Here is a 20,211-nt window from a genome sequence, read left to right as displayed (position 1 = left end):
AATGAGTAAAGATGATGCTGAAAAAATTACTCCCGAGAATAACGATGATTTAACTTATCTTTAGGGAAATTTTTCCGAGATTACAGGTTTCTATCATTCGGCTCATAAACATTCAGGTTCTAATCATCTGATAATTTGCTGTGTCTTTAAGGAAAAAGAGCCTTGTTTTATAAAGTTTTTTATACGTAAAAAGCAAAAAAGTAGTTGCTTTTTGAGCACCTGCAGATTTAAAGAGAAGCACGCGTAGGTCGAACTTTGAAGTAAAAAAATTAAAAAATATGAAAATTGTGTATATAATGCCCGCAAACTAATAAAAACAAGAACAGGGACTTAATCATGCGTTATTACTTTAACAATTCAAAAAATTATATCGACACTCGCGAGAAACTTTCCTCAGAACAAATCGAACAACTGAAAGAAATTATGTCTTTTTTTCCTTACAAAGATAAGGAAAATTGGCCAGAAAAATTGATGTCATTTCAACCTGAAAAATATTCTTCTAAACTAGTTTATCTGGCTGCTAATGCTTTTGATCACAATGGCTATACCATGTTAGGTTTGGCCTGTGAGTACGGTAAAGATATTGGGGTAGTCCAAAAACTGATTGATTTGGGTGCCCATTTGGATACCCCGGATCACCAAATGAAAAAAGCACCATTGCACCGCGCCATCAATAATCAATTGTCCGGTTCTAACGGTGATTCTTTGCCGGCAACAGCGGTTGTTCAATGTCTTCTTCAAAATAGGGCGAATACTCAAAATACTAGCTTTCAAAAGCCCATTCTTTTTGCTCGAGCGCAACATTTTGAAGCAGCAGAAAAACTCATAGGAGTACATATAAAATATTGTAAAGAATATGAGAAATTCCGGAGGTTATTGCTTTCAGGAAATACGGATGGTCTAAAAAAAATGTTACATGGATCGACTACTTTGTCCTCTTCAATGACAACTTTTAAAGGTTGGTCTCTTATTTTTAATGCCATCCAGGAAAGTTATGCTCATCAAAATAGCTTGAGTAATCTAGAGCTACTAAAAAAGCATCATGTTGATTTCAACAGTACCTTTTACCTTAAAACCTACTTAGGTGTCCCCGTGTATTGCTCGGTTAATCCTATCGCTTATTTATTATTACGTGGCGGTGACTCACGACTGATCGACGCCTTAATTAAGCATGGAGCTGATCCGGACCATCCTTCAGTTGCGGTAATTAAGAAAATTATTGAACTCAATCCTCAACATAAGGTCTTTGATTACCCAGTAAAAAATGATAAGAACCCCTATGATGTCAACTCCAGAAAAATGCTCGCCTTATTTGAGTCCAAAATGATGAACCACGATCAAGACATGAGCCATACTAAAAAATCTGATGCAAGTCCCTCACGTAAACTGGGATTTTTTGAAAGAAGCGTTGATCTAACCGAAGATATAAGTGCTGATGAAATGCTAACAAGCGCCTTTGGTCTAGGATCATTCACTGCAAAAAAATGACAGCCATATGGCGACAACGTCGGGCTACAAAGAGCCCGACAAAACAACCAAACTCCCTAAGCAATATTATTCTCCAAGCTACTTCACTGCTCCTTCAATTATCTTAAACTGAAAATGTTTTGGTCGCTACGAATGTATCTTCCTCATCATTGGGCGCCACAGGGATATTCTGTAAAATATCCCTTATCAAGGATTGATTGTAACGTCGTTGAGGATTCGTTTTGTCAAATTTTCCTCCGCTAAAAAAAGTAGCATGATAGCTTGGAATCTCTGAGTCCCCAAAATCAAAAACTATATCTTGAGCGCCATAGGCAGTCTGAAATTGAGCAGCAATGTAGGCTTCCAATATACGAGTTTGCTCCTCATTCAAATCCGTGCGCTCAAATCGTCCAGATACAAGGTAAACTTGCAAATAACCATCTCGTTGACAAATATAACCTGCATAAAATGCAGAGCCGTCATACTTGCCTTCAGGTAAGGTGAGTGAGGGATGTCCATAGCGATCCTTCCAATTTATAAATGGATAAAGTGATTCGCTAAAGCTGTCCTTAAAACCAGTGTATCCATATTCTTTCTCATAAGCATTTTTTACACCAGTTGCCAAAATAAAATCACTTCGTAAAGCCCAAATTCGCTTTTCCCCTGGAAGCAAGGGATATTGAATACTAGTAATCTCTTGATACCCTGGATTGATGGAACCCTCATCAGGATAACTGTATTTGGGTTTAATCGAAGGAATATTATCTTTAATGTAGTTTTGGGCTGTTACATAATGTGAGTCATCGTGTGAAATCTTAACCGCTTTAGCGATTGATGAGGGCGTGTATGTTCTAGGTTTTTTGCTCTTAGAGTATGGCGTATTTGTAAAGAATAATGACGAATCAACATCATCCTCTTCTGGCGTTGTATCATAAAATACAACCTTCTGAATCCCATATGCCTTTTGAAATTTTAATGTTAAATAGGACTCAACAACATAAATCTGTTCTTCTGTTAGTGGTAAGATTCCCTCGTTAATTCGATTACAACGATTATATCTTCCCGAAGATAAAAAAACTTCCAGGTGTCCGTCACGTTGACAAATAAATCCAGCATACAGGACAGTACCATCGTAATTATTATCTGCTATGGCAAGGGAAGGATGGCCGTATCGATCGCTCCAATTTAAATAGGAATATTGTGATTCTTCAAAGGCTTCTTTTAACCCGTAATAACCATGTTGCTGTTCTGCGTTTTTCACTCCAGTCGCTAGAACAAAATCACTGCGCAAAGCAAATATTCGTTTTTCATTAGACCTAAGTAAACTGTCAACCTCTTCAATACGTTGAAAAGCTGGATTTATTCCTACCTCCCCAGGATAAGTATAATTAGGTGCAACTCCTTTGACATGACGTTGAATATAAGATTTTAATACAAACTCTACGTTAAAAATTTTTGACTGAATGTCTGCTACGTTCATTATAATTGCCTCATTTTGCCCCAAATTAACCCACATTGATTTATGGATGTAAGTTGGGCTTAAATTCAGCAGTAAAAAACATTAAGTTGAATTTTTACCACCAAATTTCAATTTGAGCGCTTTTTTAAGATTTAGAATGAGTGTCTGGAAACCTGGACACTGGTATTGGAGAGGATTAGTTTGTTAGCGCCTTTTACAAATAATTCCGCCCAACCTCGACAACAGTGTCCAGGCAGCGCATCATCATCATTTGTTGTAAGCGTGTTTGTTGCATTTCAGATAACAGAAACATCAAAGATAAAAAACATTGTGTCATTAAATTACACACCCAGTCAAGCATTTAAATAGAATTCATCGAGTACGACTCTAATTGAGGTTTTTCTAAAAAATAATTAAGAATTTTCCAATACAGCAGCGCTGGAGCGTATCAATATCCTGTGATTTATCTATGGAACTGTGGCATTTATTGATTGAAGCAATGGCAAATGCAGGATATTTGCCTGCTTGGAGGCAGTTTTATGAGCTAGCAGCACCGCTACTCCTAAACAAAGACCGCCTGTGTCTTTTATAAAATTTTGACAGAGCCTTCTGATGTATCCCGGATACATTATGGTTAAATTAATTGTCAATCTAATCACAGGATAAGCTTAAGAATACTCCATAATTTACCGCACGCGGACTCTTTGTGCTATTGTTAGATAATATAATGTCTGTGTTCAATGGTTAAAAGGAGTTTCCATCAATGAAAACCTCCTTATTTAAAAAGGAAATGTCCTCTCAATTAGAGAAGATTGCTGCACAGCGAGATGAGTTAATTTCTAAAATTAACGAGTATGAGAAGCTACTAAAGGGGGCGCCTGAGTTAATACTTCAATACATCGAAATGATTGCTACTCCCTTCTATCAATTTTCCGTTGATCTAGCAAAAATTAGCTATATTAATCCAGCAGCAGAAAAATTGTTCGGTCGTTCTCGTGAAGAGATTTACCAAAATCCGAGTTTATGGTTTCAATCGATTCATGAAGACGATAGAGCAAATGTAATTCAAGCCTTACGCGATACAGTGCACCAGAGAGAGAATGAAAAATTATTTGAATACAGGGTTAAAATGCCTGACGGAACAATTGCCTACGTCGCTGATAGACCCACTCTGATTTATGACAAACAAGGTAATAAAAATTGTATTATGGGTTTTATTACAAATTTGTCTGGGCTTTTTAATGCAAAGCGAGAACTCTTACTTTATGATCAAATCTTGAATGTGGCTCATAATGAAAAAAGTATAGAGGTTGCTGTCGAAGCCATATTAAGAATAAGTTGCTTATCATTTGCATGGGATGAAGGTGAAGTTTGGTTAATCGACAAATCAACTAGTTCATTATATTGCATCAAAATTTGGCATAGTCTTCATGATGAAATCAGGGAATTTTATGAAAAATCCTATCTGTTAAAAATTGATATCAAAGAAGGGCTTCAAGGAAAGGTGATAAGAGATAATCTACCCATTCTCGTGACAAATTATGGTGAACATCAAGAATATATTCGTGGTGATCTTGCAGTAAAAGCTGGATTAAATTGTGCGTTTGGCTTGCCCCTAGCATATCAAGGTCAAACCCTTGGCGTGCTGCTGTATTTCTCAAAAAAAGAAAAAAAACTGACTCATGACCAAATCCTTGCTTTAGAAAAGGTATCCAATGTCCTAGGAAGCCTGATTCAGAATAAATTCAATAAAGACCAAATGATCTATTTTATTCACCATGAAAAATTGACTGGATTAGTCAATCGGTCAGGTTTAGAAGAGTTTCTTGAAACCGAAATTAATAAAAATAGAAAATCGTTAATTGCGCTCATCATGGTTGATTTTGATCGATTCAAAAAAATCAATGAATCGATGGGATTTGATGTTGGAGACGCGGTCCTTAAGAATATTGCTGCCAAATTTAATGAATACTTAAGTGATTCATGCTCTATTATCGCAAATATTGGTGGCGATCAGTTCGTTTTCGCATTAAGCAACATGAAACAACCCGAAGATATTTCACCAGTGGTTGAACGAATAAGGTCAATGGTTAAAACACCCTTGATTATTAATCGTCAAACCATTTTATTAACAATTAGCATGGGAATAAGTATTTATCCGTATGATGGAACTGATTTTTTATCGCTCTTGCAAAATGCAGATATAGCACTGAATCATGCTAAAATCTCAGGAGGCAACTCTGTGGAATATTTTTCTACAAAATTGCAAAAAGCGGTCACCCACTCCATCGACATTGAGAATAAGTTACGCAAGTCGCTCACTGAAAACGATTTCAGACTCTATTATCAGCCTAAGGTAGATTTAAAATCAGGGAATATTGTCGGAGTGGAGGCATTGCTACGATGGCAAAATCCTGATGACGGCTTGATGTTACCGGGATCGTTTCTTCCATTAGCTGAGGAATCTGATTTGATTGTTTACATTGGTGAATGGGTTTTGCTTGAGGTTTGTCGACATTTCCCATTTGAGCATTTGCACGTTCCGGTGTCGATTAACTTCTCCGCTCGGCAATTTCTAGTTGAATATGATATTGTAAAATTTGTACAACTACTTTTAGAAAAATTATCTATGGATCCTACGTAAGCGCTCCAAGAACCACAGGCTTACAATTTACAACTTAGGGGTATAATCTAAGCCAATATTCCAAGGCAACAGTTTTTCATAATCATCAACACTGTTGCAAAGAGGAGCGTTCTTTAACAACATGACATAGTAATGATAAGGGTCGAGATTGTGTAATTTAGCCGTTCTGATGATACTGAAGTGTAAACACAAGGCCTCAGCACCTTCAACAGAGGCGCAAAACAAGAAGTTCTTTCGAGCAATGACCAAGGGTTTGATTTCTTGTTCAGTAAGATTGTTATCGATTTCCAGACGCCCATCATCTAAAAAGCGCATCAGTCCATCTCTATATTTAACACAGTAATTGAGTGCTTTCCCAAGCGGTGATTGGGGCAAAGTTGTAGGATAGACCTTATCAACCCATGTATTAAAGGCTTCCATGAGTGGTTTGGATTTTTCCTGACGCAACTGGTGACGTTGGTCTGGATTCAGTTGATTATTTTTAGCCTCACGCTCTATTTTATAAAGCTCTTTAAAAAAGCGCATGGCTTCTTTGGCAATGCCTTTGCCTTTATTAGATTGGGCAATAGGTTCAAATTTTCTGCGCGCATGCGCGTTGCAATTGACAATGTGCGCATTGCTGCTACCCACAAGTTCAAAAAAATTGTCACCATCGACATGTAAATAGCCATTGAATCCGACAAACCAATCGTAAATAAATTGTTTGTGCTCCACATCGTTGTAGTCATAAAGAATAACGGATTTATCCGGTGGTCCACCCCGAATGCAATACACATAGGATTTGGTTTCTGCTTTTCTTCCAGGCTCATGCAAGACCTGCAAGGTCGTTGCATCACAACTGGCCACATCATACTCAATCACACTGTCTTTCAACAGATTATAAATGGGACGCAGTGGTGTCATTAACTCAATGAGCCAGCGCGCCATGGTTTGGCGTGAGCAATCAATACCATGTCGTTCGCTGAGTTGTCGCTCCAGATGGTACAGTGGTTGCCTGTCATCCAGCTTGCTGACCACCAGGAATGATAAAAACTCTTCTGTTGCTTTAATTTTGGGGAGAATTTGTTTGGGCGCTGCTGCGGTTACGATTTGATTCTCGCATCCTTTAGTGCAAGCAACTACTTCACGTCGTTGCTCCACAATTTCGATGACGCAAGGTTGGTAATGCAGTAGCTCTTTGGTTTCATAACGAATCACTGTTTTGCATGCACCACAGGCACATTGCTTGTCTTCATCAGATACCGGAATAATTTCAATGCGACGGGGTAGTTCTTTCTGCGCTTTTTTATTCTTCTTTCTTGTATGGGCAGCCACTGGTGTCATTTCTTCGGTCTGCTCACCGCTTGCTTCAGCCTGAGAAAAAATGCTCTGATTATTTTCAAACAAAGACAGCTGAGGATTTTCAGGGTCAATATAACGCTCAGAGCGCTTGCCAAAACGGTGACGGCGTAGCTCCATGATTTGTGCTTTTAAAGAATCATAGGCTTCCGCGTAGTGTTCATTGCGTGCTTGAGATAGAGCAAGCTCTGCTTTTAATGCGAGTATTTCGTTACTTAATTGCTCTATTTTTTCTTCGTACATCATGTTGAAATGGCACCTGTTTGCTGAGTCAATTATATCACATTACGTTGATTTTAAAAACAAATTAATCGTTTTTTGTAAATTATTTCTAATAGAAATTCGTAGCCAATACTTCCGGCAACAATGTGTGTTTTGCAAAATCCAATCCTGAGAGCAGCCAGCTTAATTGGTCATTGGTAAGGCTCATGACCGCGTCATCGTGTTTGGGAAATTTTAGTTTTCCTTGCTCCAATCGCTTATAACAGAGCCAAAACCCATTTCGCTCCCACCACAGCATTTTTATTTTATTGGCTTGGCGGTTTCTGAAAAGAAAAATTTGCCCTGATGTGGGGTTCAACTGAAGATGGTCGGAAATCAACATCACCAGTCCATCAATTTGTCGCCTAAAATCAATAGGCTTTGGATAGAGCCATATGCTTGCATTAAATGATAAAAACATGGCTAACCCCACAAGGACAACAACATTGGCAATAAAGTCTGGTCGTGAATTTTTAGCTCATGCCCATTGTTCAATACCAAGGTGCATACTGTCTCTGGAGCTCTTTGTGTCAGCTTATTTAATTGAATCGGTACTAATTTGGATGAAGCTATTTCTTCCCGATACTTTCGCTCCCAATAGCCAAATTGATGGTAGTTTAATTGATGCTTTCGACAGTACGTTACTCGCGACAAACCACTTTCTTTTTGATGCGTTACATGCTCCATCCATCTCTGTTCTTTCGTGCCATCTGTTTCTTGGGGGGATATAATTTGTGGGGATATATTCATCGTACTCTCCTCTCTAAATTGATGTTGCAGAGTATGACGAAACGGAGATAATTATTAAATTATGTAGTTGCTGGCGCGCTTACGATCCTACGCTACTTGAAATCGAATTAACTGAAACACAACTGATGAACGATCTTAAGCATACCACAAACGCTCTAAAATCACTTCGAAAAATGGGTCTATCATTCGCTATTGATGATTTTGGTATCGGCTATAGTTCCTTTCAATATTTAAAACTCTTCAAACCTAATAAAATAAAAATAGATAAATTTTTTATTGATGGTTTACCTGACGACCGCGAAAATGCAGGCATTGTTAAATCGATTATTGCATTATGTAAGAGCTTAAATATAAAAGTAGTTGCTGAAGGGGTTGAAAATGCCCAGCAATTACAATTTTTACTCGATGAGGGATGCGATGAAATGCAAGGGTTTTATTTTTCACCGCCATTACCCATTTATGACATCATCAATCTAATTGATAGCAAAACAAACTTAAAAAACATGATCCCCAGGACCTACCCAAGAAAAAAAGCATGACTTCTAGGTTTCGCAACTTATCGACAGAATCAATCAATCTTGTTCCAATTTAAAACGATTGCATCGCGCAACTACAAATATTGTTGAATATCAATGCTTGTCTTTTGCCAATATGGCTAAGATTTTATTTAACTAGCGCAAGCGTAGCAACTTTCAATTTTTAATCCAAGACAGCGAGCGTAGGCTGGGGTTTTCAGCCCAGCCTACGCTTACATTAACGCCCCTCAGCTGTATTAAAATGCGCAGCTCATTTGAGGGCCTCGAACTCAAATTATCAGTATTTATTGAACCATACCTGGAATTTGAAATGCCTAAGGTGTTATTTGACCCTAACACTTAAATTCAGTAGGTTGCATAGCCAGTCGAATCAAGAAGAAAAGCTATTTGATTTCATAATTGAAATCGTATCTCATTTCAATAATAAAGCGGTACTTGCTTATTTTTTGGTTGCAAACCATGCAGTGACTCCAACAACTGTTGCAGTGAGCACAGTGGTCGAAATTCGGTTCCGTTCCCAGAAGCTCACTTTTGTATGGACAATGCTGGAAGATTGCTGACATTCGACTGGTTTGGATCGATTATCTTGAATCATTTGATGTACTTGAGTCAGGCATTGGGGTGAATGACGTTCTATTATTTTTAACCCCATCTTATTCTTAGCGAACAGTGCTTCTTTGATAAGCGTGGAGCCATTGGGTGCTTTCATCGCTGCATTCAATGCCTTTGATAAAGTATGCGGCGCATATTGGGCAATCACTGTGAGGTTATTAACAATTTCTTTTGCAAGAAATTCGGGCTCATGTATATTTCCTTTACTGGCAATGTCTAATGTTTGAGATAAGGCATTGGGTCCGTGACGTGCAACAAGATAGATAAGTGTTGAATTATGTTTATTTTTTTCCAAAATTAATTTTGCGAGCTGTTGAGGTCCATTCGCTGTTTTGTTAAATAAATCAAAAACTTTTGGCAAAAGATCGGGTAAATGTGCAGCAATATAGTGTAAAACAGACCAATCATCATCATCTTTAAATAGAAGGGCTTGTACTATGAGTTCGCAACCCTCTAATGTCTGAGACGCCAGATCCAATGCGAGAGCCAACGAAGCTGGTGCATGAAATAAAATTGCTTTTAATCCTATTTCTTTAGTGTCCTCTTCATCGTCTTGAGCTAAAAGAGCTCGGGCAATCAGTTTATCACCGTTTTTTGCTTTGGCTGCTAATTCAAGAGCTTTCGACAATGCTTCAGGAGCGAACTTGGCAATGAATTTTAATCCTGTTCCATTGTTTTTACGTAGAAGACCTTGTGCAATAATTTTGTCTGCAGAGGGAAGATTTTCAACCTGTTCTAATACTTTCAGCAAAATATCAGGGCACCATTTTGCAATAACAAAGAGGCCATCTTCCCTTAATCGATCGACTATCTCAAATGGTTTAAGCTCGCTAAATAGAGGGAGAGATATTTTCTTGAGTGAATCCGTACTGGCAATTTCAATGGCTATGGATTGGCCTAGAATTCCAAAAATTGCATTCACTACACCCAGTTTAATCGGAAAGAATTTACGACATGTAGTGAGCGAAGTCTGATCATAGTTCGAGTTATATACAGACCATAACCCATTTTTGCAGCTAACTCGAATTGCATGTCTTGGTGAATGGATAATGGCGATTGTATCGGTGAAGTCATTTTCGTCAAGTAACTTCAATAGTTCGTTTGTAGTTAAGTTACCTGCTGTTATTCTTCTTTGTTGAATACTTTTGACGACACCTTCTTTGCTTAGAATTTCAAAATGATGTTCTGTGGGAGACAAGAGCGTATATTGATTGAGACTATTAGGTTTAAAATTTTTATCAAAGCACGCCTGGGTCGAGATTACATAAGGTAATAATCGGGAAAAAAGCGTTTTTAGCTTAATTTTTTTCTTGTCTACGAGAGGAGACTGTATCGATTGCTCTGCTTTTTCTTTTTTGGTTTGCCCAAAAAAATCGTCTTCAGAGTCTGGTAATTCAATGAGTTTATCAAGGGTTGATTCCTGTTCATCCCAATTTGCAACAGCTATTCTTGCATGATCCCACCAATCTAATTTCCCGATGTGCTCCATCGCTGCATCAATGACACTAAACCCCAGGCAATGCCCCTTTTTGAGGGTTAGGCGTAAATCATTCAGATCATGTTGCGTGGCTTTTACTTTATCCTGATAATTGCTGGGGAACTCCTCTTTTAACTCCTTAATCAGCTGATTTTCAATGATGTCTAAAAATTTAATAAATTTATTTAAAATAATACGCTGGGTCATAATAAATGAATTTGTAATATAAATAATTCATCATAGAGGTTCGAGATTAATGTACTATTAAATGAGCATGGGGATAGAAATGAAATTTTCGAAATATCAATTTTCTAAAATGGAAAAATATGAGTTGGCATGAAACAACAAATTGTTTTATCTAATATGGGTGCTTAATAAAAGTATCAATCACGAGCATGCAGGTCGGGCCTGGCCGGACTTATGCTCACTAGTGTTATTCTAATACGATACGTAAGGAATAATTGAGCTTAGCTCTTTTGCGCTACCCAAATTGTAGCCTCACCACATTTAGGATCACGGACTTTATGAATTAACACTTTAAAAGAGAATTCCTTTAGAAGGCTATTATATTCTTTTGTCGATAAAGATGCGTGATAAAGTTGTTGACCGCCATTATCACTCCAGACCTCGCCCTCTTCCTCTCCAGAGGTAAATGCAAGCACACCACCTGGCTTAATATGTGATGCAAATACTTTGAACATATTGCGTTGACTGTCATGATCAAGATGAAAAAAGCTATGCCAGACCAGTATGGCATCGAATTGTTGTTGTAAATTTATATCGCGCATATCTGAGATTATCCAGCATTCGCTTGGAAAACGCTTTTTACACAACGCAATCATTTTTTGACTACCGTCTACTCCAGTAACTTTGAATCCGTTTTCAATAAAGAACTGTGCCATGGGTTCCCCAGTGCCACAACCCAAATCTAAAATTGTGCCCTCAGGAGGAATTCTGTTCACGATTAAATTAAGATATTCAGATTCCATAAGACTTTTAGCACGAGCATCGTCATACCAATCGATGATTTCATCATAGGCTTGATAAACTTTGATTTTATTCAACTCACTCATCGGTAACTGCCCTTAATTCTAGATTCGAACGAGGTAAGAATAGCTGATCTTATTGAAAAATAATAATGCACCCTCTTAATTAGAAGTACCCCACCAAACGTAGCGGCTGAATCAAAAGGCGCAATCAAACGCAAATTAAGAGATTTCTTACATGATTATGCGCTATTTTGAATATGCCTGATTAAAATTATTCGCTATGCTTGAATCAGTACGAGGAAGGACAGCGGATGTCTTAATAAGGATAATTTGAACGCATCAAGGACGATGCACTGCCACAAGGATGTGGTCTGCCCTCCTCGGAACACAATTCACCATAGTCATTTATAATTCATTAGAATTTATTGCGCTTTTTATCATCTCCCAGGCCAAAGAAACCACCAGGTTCCCAGATTAGTTAATAATTTTGGTATTCATTTTGAACCATCGATTAATCAATACAGCGTCTAATCTTGAGTGTTACCTAGAAATTGATTAATAATTAAAAACATAATATTCACTCAAGTATCAATCCATTCATCAGAGCATATGCTGGTGAAGTAAACTCGTGAGACCCTACAGCAACTCCAGTGTGTTATTCCTATTGCTTTTTTGACCAAATTGATTTGACCAAATGATTTTATCATGCAAAAATAGGACTCGTTTTAAACATATTGATCCTAATATGAATAAGTTTTTTTGTTTGTGCTGTCTATTAATCATTCCAATTGCGTATGCAAGTCCTGAAGAAAATACCCAAGCTTATTTTGACTCCGTTAAAGCAACTCCCAGCATGTTAAAAAAATTCTTAACGAATATGCCTAAGGGGGGAGATCTGCATATGCATGCGAGCGGCTCATCATTCGCTGAAAATTTAATTCATTATGCAGAGCTGGATAATTTATGTATTGATAAAGACAATTTGTCGGTGTCTATCAATCCTTCATGCAATTCAGAAGATTATTTAATGACCGCCATAGCGAATAAAAAATTATACCATTCTTTGATTGACGCATGGTCGATGTGCGATTTCGACCCAGTGACAAATGAATCAGGACATGATCATTTTTTTAATGCTTTTGGAAAATTTAGCCTTATTACCAAAATGCATGGAGGAGAAATTTTAGCTGAAATGACTAAGCGTGCGGCGGTCCAAAACGAACTCTATCTAGAAATCATGACGACACCCGATGGGAATGAAGCCAGCGAACTCGGAAAGCGACTGGGTTGGGACCCTAATTTAGAAAATCTGCGCAATCACTTATTAAGTGCTGATTTTGACCAAGTAGTGACTCATATTTCCCAGAATTTGGACAAGGACGAAGCGAAAAAGAATGCATTACAACAATGCGGCACGAATAACGAACAAGTAGGTTGTCAGATCACGGTTCGTTATTTGTATCAAGTTCGTAGGGAACAACCTCCGCAGATGGTTTTTGCACAATTACTTGCGGGATTTGAAGCGGCTTCACAAGATCCACGCATTGTAGGCATTAATTTGGTTCAAGCGGAAGATGGAACAATAGCAATGCGCGATTATCGATTACATATGCACATGCTAGCTTTTTTGCATCAACTCTATCCTAATGTCCATATTTCGCTACATGCTGGTGAACTTAATCCTGAATTAGTTGCGCCAGAAGGACTTACATTTCATATTCATGAAGCGGTAGAGACTGCCTCTGCAGAACGAATTGGACATGGTGTTGATATTGAATATGAACATCATGTATCCGAATTAATAAATATAATGGCACAAAAGGAAGTGATGGTTGAAGTCAATTTAAGCAGTAACGATTATATTTTAGGCATCAAAGGGAAAGAACATCCCTTGGCTTTATATTTAAACAATGGTGTCCCTGTGAGTTTATCAACTGATGATGAGGGAATAAGCCGTGAACCTTTAACGCGTCAATTCGAGCGTGCGGTGGAAGAACAACAGCTTTCTTATCTCACTTTGAAAAAGTTAGCTCGAAACAGTCTGTATTTTGCATTTTTACCCGGCGATAATCTCTGGCACAATTCTCAATACACCTTAATGAATGGGGAGTGTACCCCGATTAAATCAGTAACAGATCAGCCAACACAGACGTGCCAGAATTTTCTTAATCTTAACCCCAAGGCAAAACTTCAATGGAAATTGGAAGAGCAGTTCGCCAAATTTGAATCACAATATTGATATTTACTTTAGGGTGTGCAGATTGAGAGCACTACAATAAGCTTTGCTTTCCAGGTAAACTAAATGAGCGTTTTGTTTACTAACTTACCATCTCCTACGAACAAAAACTATAGAGTTTTGGCACGCCAAACATTACGAGGAATAATATACTAGACTTATCTATATTAACGGATGATCTAGGTTCGAGATGAAAAAAATTGCATTGGAAGAAGCTATTGTTGTTCCTGGCCGAGATTTAATTTTAGAACACAAAAGCCATCCCGAGTTTAGTCAAAACTTAGTTCGTTTAAAAGATATACATAAGCTAAGAATTGAGAGTATGGATGAAGCAGGGATTGATTTATCAGTACTCTCCGTAACAACTCCAGGGCTACAATCATTGGCTTTAGCATCACAACTAGAATCTTGCGCCCAAAAGTGGAATGACTATTTAATAGAATGTGTCACTCAATCCCCAAGTAGATTTCGGGCCTTTGCTTGCATACCTACTTACGCCCCAGAGCTTGCAATCAATGAGCTTGAACGCCTTAAAGGGGTTCAAGAAATCGTTGGCTGCCTAATTAATGGATATGATAGCAGTGGTTATACCTCTGCAAAGTACCTGGATGACAATGCTTATGACGAATTTTGGGGCTACATTAATGAGAACAACATCCCCGTTTATATTCACCCCCGAGGGATTCCGGAGGGAAGAGTAGCTACTTATTCACCATATCAAGCGTTACATGGCTCAACATGGGGATTTCATATTGAAACGGCCGAACATGTTTTGCGCTTAATGCTGTCAGGGCTTTTTGATAGGTATCAGAACCTTAAAATCATCATTGGACACATGGGAGAAATGTTAGCATTTTGGGCTTGGCGACTCGATCATCGACTCAAAGAAGAAGGTTGGCTTGAAAAATTGCAATGCAATAAAACAATTACTGAGTACCTAAATTCTCATATATTCATAACCACAAGTGGCTTTTTTGATACCCCATCTTTGATGCATGCAATTGCTACAGTTAGCGTAGATCGAATCATGTTCTCAGTTGACTACCCTTATGAAGATAATTTGAAGGCAAGCCAATGGTTAGATTCTCTGCAATTGGATGATGAAGATAAAATGAAAATAAGTTACTTAAATGCTGCTAAATTACTAAATATATAGAGTTCACAAGTCCTTTTGTTTATGCGACAACCCTATTGCGGAACGGCATAAGATCCATTAGATATTTTCTATATGAGGCATTGCTCATTAGCAAAATTAATCGCTTCAGAACGAGTTTTATTCATGCCGCTGCTGGAGTATGCATAGGTATAATTGTCAATAAAACATTGTAAGCTGTTTTTGGAGTAATATTTTGATGCTTCATAATCACTCATTGTAGTCGCGAATTTACGTGCTTCAGATTTTGTTTTATCAAGTCCCGTCGATTTGTAAGCAAATTCAAAGGATAATTTAAATACCTTAAGATATGCTGCAGGACAAAATTTTTGGGTTACCTGGCCAGCAAATTTTTCTGCCTCTGAAGCGGTTAAATCTAAACCACTAGCGCTATAGGCCCATTTGTTAGCTTCTTGAAATACTTCGAGTTGTGTTCCACAACTTGCTTCATTAGGCAGAGTGATGATCATATCGATTTGATTGGCCAAGGTATCTACCATTCTTTTTTGTTCCTCATTTAATGAGGTTTCAACGTACCATAACTTAGTAGACAATTGGTATATCTTTTCATATAGGCTTGTACTTGTTGAGGTGGCCAGGGTTGGCATAGAACAGAAACACATAATATATAGGGTGGTTTTTTTTATAATTGTCATTATTTAGTCCCTTGGCTTAGTTATGGAATAAAAACAGGACCAATATAACAAGGAAAGCTTAAAAAAACCTTAAGAAAAACAATGGAAACAAGAACAATGGGGTCAGGCCTTGAATTGTGAATTTAATCAATGATTCACAATTCAAGGCCTGACCCCATAGCTTCATAGGTTCATAGGTTGTTCACCCCATTTTTTTAAATTTCCCGATATTCTATTAGGAGAAACACTTTTCTTCTTAAAAAGTCTATTATATTTATAAGTGCACAATTTCGGATCATTTGTTATGAAAGAAGATCATGATGGCAATATAAATTCATTAAATAGCATTCCACCAATGTTTCAATATGTCTGGGTGGGTGGTGAAATAAAGCCTGAGTATTTGTCAACCGTACTAGAGATATCGGCAGCTGCATTTCGCAGTGGTTTTAAAGAAACCATTATTTGGACCGATAATGATGAATACATTAATAAGCCACTAAAACGTTCCGATTTAAAATCACTTTCAAATAAATATAATTCGAGCAGGAAAAAAAATAATACAGCTGAAAATGAACATCATCAATCTGCTCACCAACCCGATTCAAAGGTGCCTCTGTCTGCTGAAACTTTAGATATCCCCATTCACGCGAGAAATTTCCATATTAAAATAAAAAATATCGATGAATTGCTGGACCGGCTTAAAAATGACCCTATTTTCCCTGATAAAGAAACAAATGCCTATTTATACAACTTATTAAGAGAGTCTATTGGAAATCGCAATTTGGCTGCCGTTAGTGATCTAATTCGATATTGTAGCCTGTATTACTATGGAGGATACTACCTGGATACTGATTTACTTCCTACGGTTAATAGGGATACAAGACTTGTGCCAGACACACCGCCGTTAGGAATGATTGGCCATATACGGCAACAAAATCACCCGGCAGAATTGCGCAGGATAGCTTCTTTGATGAAAATGCCATTACCCTTAGAAGTAGATGGAAATAATGATGCTTTTGGGGTTGTTCCCCGTCATCCCATTTTACGAGTAGCCATCCAAAAGATGCTTACCGCCTATGCAAAGCAAGATGTAGAACCAATCATATTAAAAGACATTAGCGCTGAAAAAATTGGAGATAGAATAAAAGACGCTTTAACTTCTTTTGAAAGTAACTTTGTATCTCAGTTAAAAAATGATAAAGCAACTCAAACTGAATTTATAAAATCGCTTTTGAATAAGTGTTTTGAGTTACGATTATTGGATAATGTAAATTTTAATGAAATGGAATTGAAAAATTCTTCTCAACGTTCGCCAAGTGATGTTGCAAAAGATAAACAAAAAACACTACTTTCAATTGAACATTTAATTGCTGAATATACCAAGCAATTAAAAATTGACAATTTTACTCATGAAGATATGAAACAATTAAGTAAAAAGTTAATTAAATACGTCCAAGAAGAAATTAAAATACATCAAGAAACCTATAACTTAGGGTATGAGGGTGCAACAGAAATGGATGCTAAAAGGTATCCATTTGTCACTAAAGACAGCAACGATCGAAATAAAAGAAGACAGAATACCTGTAAAGCCAGTATTAATTCTTTTTGTGGAGCTATTGAAGACTTTTTACTTCATAAAGATCGTAATGGAGCCTCTCCGTATACGGACAAAGAGCTTGAGGCATTTTCTCCTGAAAAATTAACTAAATCGAATTTCGTAACTAATATTCAAACAATTAAAGCACCAGGTGATTACAATGAAGAAGTTTACTTAGCTGGTTGTGAAGTTAAAATAAAGTGCGATAAAACATGGTTACATAATACTAAAAGCAAGGTTTCCTATGATGAACATGCTTTACCGGCAAAGAAAAAATCGGGGGATTTTTTCGCAAGCGGTAAAAATGAGGACAAAAAAACAATTGAACCCGGTGAACAAGCGGCAAAACAAGATGCTAAAACAAAAAAAGGGAAACCAGAAAGAGTAGTCGCGTTTGAACCTAAAGATAGCAAACAAGAAAGCCTCACTATACCCAATAAAAATAAAGTGACTATCAGTATCATGAAGATACCTGCGAATGAAAGAGAAGAAAATATCTTCGCGGTCTACACGGTATTAATGAATGATGAATTGCTGAGAAACTCCGATAGATCGGTTCCAGCTATTATCAAGACAATACGAGACATAGTGGTGAATATCGACCCTTCAAAAGAAGAAAATATAACCAATGCCATTATTGAAATCAAAACAAAAATAGCTGAAAACAAGGACAATAATTACAATCAGAATGCTGATGACATCATCAAGGCATTTGCAAAATCAAGCTGTTGTGATTTTCAAAAAATCCGTGCGGCCTTAACGGCCAACCCTAAAATGGACGAAATAATGAAACCTGTCCGAGTAGGAGGGCAGCAACTGTAAAACTTTTTAAAATATACAATCTAGTAACGTGGAGCTAGCACCGTACGGGGTCACCGTACGGGGTCAAGCCCTGACCCCATTGGTGCTAGTTTACCTATGCTTTGTATGACTGACTCCATCTGTACAAGTACAAGTACCACTCCTAGTAGTAATATCAACGATACAAGACTTCATTCCCTGATGTGCTTGGCAAAAACGCCCACAATTTCCTTGCTGGGTTGTATTGCACATTTTCGTTTCAGCCGCTGCAGCTAAAAGAGGACTAAAATACAAAACAAAGCTAACCATAGCAATTAATGGCTTGATAGACATTTCTCCTCCTGAATAAAAAATAACCCCCTTAATTATAGTTCATGAATCAAGCGTAAACCTATGGGGTCTGGCCCTGAACGATCCCGTCATAATTTTGCACAATCATAATTTTCCCAGTTTACGACATGATTACTGATATAAGCAAAAGCCTCCCTTAGTTGTTTTTTCCGCATTCTATAAAAAGATAAATGTCTTAAGATATGAAGGCCAATGAATGTAATGCTCAATACAGGAAGATTACGAATCGTATTGGCTTGAATTTGGTAATGCCATTTATTTACTATTACGACCTGACCTGCTAGGCATGCAACTACTGTTGCAATTAGAGCAATGAGGATTAAATTTTCTAAACGGTTGCTGCTTTTTGTACTTGATTCAGGGAGACGAAATCCATAGCGTTTATTCTTTATGTCTTTAAAGGCCCCTCGATTTGCATACGTAATTTATATATTTTAGTTATCTTTTTAGCACTATTTAAGCCATCTGGAAGAGAAGTAAAAATTACCCATGGCTCATTTTCCTTTAGCAAACAATGCAAACAATGAAACAATGGGGTCAGGCCTTGAAGGTAGTGTTTAAATAACTGTGTCATCTCTTTTAATTTGTTTATAATTTAACACTTAAAAGAGGTAGATATGAATAAAAAGAAAATAGATTTATCGAATTTTGATTTCAATGAGTTCAAATTAGAGGCTTTGACCCAGTTAAAGTCTGGCCAATCTCTCACTGGAAAAGACGGCATACTGACCCCCTTAATAAAAGAGCTATTAGAGGCGGCATTAGAAGGTGAAATGGATTCTCATATGACTGATTGTCATGAGACAGGTATTTCAAACCGTCGCAACGGCAAAACGACTAAAACAATTAAATCAACAACTGGAGTTTTTGATTTAGAAACACCTCGAGATAGGGATGGCAGCTTTGAACCCGAGCTTGTAAAAAAACGTCAAACGGTACTCAACGAGTCACTGGATAATAAAGTCCTAGCCCTCTATGCGATAGGCATGAGTTACGAGGCGATAAGCGAGCATTTATCTGAGATGTATGGACTAGAAGTCTCGAGTGCTAAAATCAGCCTGATTACTGACAAACTATTACCCCTGATTACCGAGTGGCGTAATCGCTCCCTAGAATCTGTATACCCAATCGTTTTTCTTGATGCCATGCACTTTAAAGTACGTGTTGAAGGTAAGGTCATAAGTAGAGCATTTTACACCGTCCTTGCTGTAAATTCAGAAGGTAAAAAAGATATTCTAGGGCTCTATTTATCTGAGGCAGAGGGAGCTCGTTTTTGGCTTAGTGTATTAAATGACCTTAAAGCTCGTGGTGTAGAGGATATCCTTATAGCAAGCATCGATGGACTTAAGGGATTTCCTGATGCCATTGCTGAAGTTTTTCCTAACACCGAGATCCAGCTTTGTGTCGTTCATCAAATTCGCAACTCATTAAAGTATGTGGTTAGTAAGGACCAGAAAGCCTTTATGGCCGATTTAAAGCTGGTTTATAAGGCTTCAAGCAAAGATATGGCTTTGCATCATCTACTTGAGTTGGAAGAGAAATGGGGCAAAAAATACCCGGCGGTGATGAAATCCTGGAATAACAACTGGGAAGCTCTATCACAATACTTCAAATACCCAGAAGAGCTAAGACGCATCATTTACACTACCAATATTGTTGAAGGCTTTCATCGGCAAATTCGCAAGTACACTAAAAATAAAGGCGCTTTCACCAGTGAAAACGCCCTTATTAAGCTTATTTATTGTGCTTGCCAGAAAGTACTGGAAAAATGGAATCAGCCCATGCACAATTGGGCGCTTATCGTGTCCCAGTTACAAATCTATTTCGAAGACAGACTAACCCTGGGACTTAGATAATGACTGAGGTGACACAGTTGGATGAACACTCTCGCCTTGAATTGTGAAT

The 20,211-nt window shown here is 37.6% G+C and carries 15 protein-coding genes; 7 read left to right on the top strand and 8 right to left on the bottom strand.

Annotated elements, in window-relative coordinates; genetic code table 11:
- Nucleotides 1-336: 336 nt before the first annotated feature.
- Nucleotides 337-1,488: an ankyrin repeat domain-containing protein gene (locus OQJ26_RS13720; RefSeq protein WP_265704311.1), complete on the top strand. Its 1,152-nt coding sequence runs from the start codon at nt 337-339 to the stop codon at nt 1,486-1,488.
- Nucleotides 1,489-1,591: 103 nt separating this feature from the next.
- Here the strand turns inward: OQJ26_RS13720 and OQJ26_RS13715 are convergent, their stop codons facing one another.
- Nucleotides 1,592-2,947: a hypothetical protein gene (locus OQJ26_RS13715; protein WP_265704310.1), complete on the bottom strand. Its 1,356-nt coding sequence runs from the start codon at nt 2,945-2,947 to the stop codon at nt 1,592-1,594.
- Between the two features lie 742 nt (nt 2,948-3,689).
- Here OQJ26_RS13715 and OQJ26_RS13710 point away from each other — a divergent pair.
- Nucleotides 3,690-5,570: a diguanylate cyclase domain-containing protein gene (locus OQJ26_RS13710; protein ID WP_265704309.1), complete on the top strand. Its 1,881-nt coding sequence runs from the start codon at nt 3,690-3,692 to the stop codon at nt 5,568-5,570.
- A gap of 27 nt (nt 5,571-5,597) precedes the next feature.
- Here the strand turns inward: OQJ26_RS13710 and tnpC are convergent, their stop codons facing one another.
- The 3 genes from tnpC to tnpA form a co-directional block, all read right to left on the bottom strand.
- On the bottom strand, nt 5,598-7,154 hold the full coding sequence (gene tnpC, locus OQJ26_RS13705) for an IS66 family transposase (RefSeq protein ID WP_265702303.1): 1,557 nt from the start codon (nt 7,152-7,154) through the stop codon (nt 5,598-5,600).
- Between the two features lie 85 nt (nt 7,155-7,239).
- Nucleotides 7,240-7,590 (bottom strand): IS66 family insertion sequence element accessory protein TnpB, encoded by a 351-nt coding sequence (gene tnpB / locus OQJ26_RS13700; RefSeq protein WP_265702305.1) that lies wholly within the window; start codon nt 7,588-7,590, stop codon nt 7,240-7,242.
- A 2-nt stretch (nt 7,591-7,592) separates the two neighbouring features.
- Nucleotides 7,593-7,919 carry an IS66 family insertion sequence element accessory protein TnpA gene (gene tnpA, locus OQJ26_RS13695; RefSeq protein WP_265702306.1) on the bottom strand — a complete coding sequence of 109 codons (327 nt, stop codon included), beginning with the start codon at nt 7,917-7,919 and terminating at the stop codon, nt 7,593-7,595.
- 17 nt (nt 7,920-7,936) lie between these two features.
- Between tnpA and OQJ26_RS13690 the strand changes: the two genes are divergently transcribed.
- A complete protein-coding gene (locus OQJ26_RS13690; protein ID WP_322783969.1) occupies nt 7,937-8,458 on the top strand; it encodes an EAL domain-containing protein in 522 nt (173 codons plus the stop codon).
- A gap of 436 nt (nt 8,459-8,894) precedes the next feature.
- On the opposite strand, the gene OQJ26_RS13685 is transcribed toward OQJ26_RS13690, so the two are convergent.
- Both OQJ26_RS13685 and OQJ26_RS13680 read right to left on the bottom strand, forming a co-directional pair.
- On the bottom strand, nt 8,895-10,751 hold the full coding sequence (locus OQJ26_RS13685) for a hypothetical protein (protein ID WP_265704308.1): 1,857 nt from the start codon (nt 10,749-10,751) through the stop codon (nt 8,895-8,897).
- 260 nt (nt 10,752-11,011) lie between these two features.
- Nucleotides 11,012-11,617, bottom strand: coding sequence for a class I SAM-dependent methyltransferase (locus OQJ26_RS13680; RefSeq protein WP_265704307.1), 606 nt, complete (start codon nt 11,615-11,617; stop codon nt 11,012-11,014).
- Nucleotides 11,618-12,278: 661 nt separating this feature from the next.
- Between OQJ26_RS13680 and OQJ26_RS13675 the strand changes: the two genes are divergently transcribed.
- Nucleotides 12,279-13,772 (top strand): adenosine deaminase family protein, encoded by a 1,494-nt coding sequence (locus tag OQJ26_RS13675; protein ID WP_265704306.1) that lies wholly within the window; start codon nt 12,279-12,281, stop codon nt 13,770-13,772.
- 187 nt (nt 13,773-13,959) lie between these two features.
- Entirely contained in the window at nt 13,960-14,925 is a 966-nt protein-coding gene (locus tag OQJ26_RS13670) for an amidohydrolase family protein (protein WP_265704305.1), read from the top strand.
- 68 nt (nt 14,926-14,993) lie between these two features.
- Here the strand turns inward: OQJ26_RS13670 and OQJ26_RS13665 are convergent, their stop codons facing one another.
- Nucleotides 14,994-15,578 carry a hypothetical protein gene (locus tag OQJ26_RS13665; RefSeq protein ID WP_265704304.1) on the bottom strand — a complete coding sequence of 195 codons (585 nt, stop codon included), beginning with the start codon at nt 15,576-15,578 and terminating at the stop codon, nt 14,994-14,996.
- Nucleotides 15,579-15,912: 334 nt separating this feature from the next.
- Here OQJ26_RS13665 and OQJ26_RS13660 point away from each other — a divergent pair, with 334 nt between their 5' ends.
- Entirely contained in the window at nt 15,913-17,976 is a 2,064-nt protein-coding gene (locus tag OQJ26_RS13660) for a TcdA/TcdB catalytic glycosyltransferase domain-containing protein (RefSeq protein WP_265704350.1), read from the top strand.
- A 90-nt stretch (nt 17,977-18,066) separates the two neighbouring features.
- Here the strand turns inward: OQJ26_RS13660 and OQJ26_RS13655 are convergent, their stop codons facing one another.
- Entirely contained in the window at nt 18,067-18,288 is a 222-nt protein-coding gene (locus OQJ26_RS13655) for a hypothetical protein (protein ID WP_265704303.1), read from the bottom strand.
- Between the two features lie 635 nt (nt 18,289-18,923).
- On the opposite strand from OQJ26_RS13655, the gene OQJ26_RS13650 reads away from it, so the two are divergent.
- Entirely contained in the window at nt 18,924-20,162 is a 1,239-nt protein-coding gene (locus tag OQJ26_RS13650) for an IS256 family transposase (RefSeq protein ID WP_265701939.1), read from the top strand.
- The last annotated feature ends 49 nt before the right edge of the window (nt 20,163-20,211 follow it).

It is taken from the genome of Legionella sheltonii (assembly GCF_026191355.1).
Taxonomy (GTDB): Bacteria; Pseudomonadota; Gammaproteobacteria; order Legionellales; family Legionellaceae; genus Legionella; species Legionella sheltonii.
The sequence above is the reverse complement of the archived record's forward strand: the minus strand, read 5'-3'. Positions and strand labels throughout refer to the sequence as shown.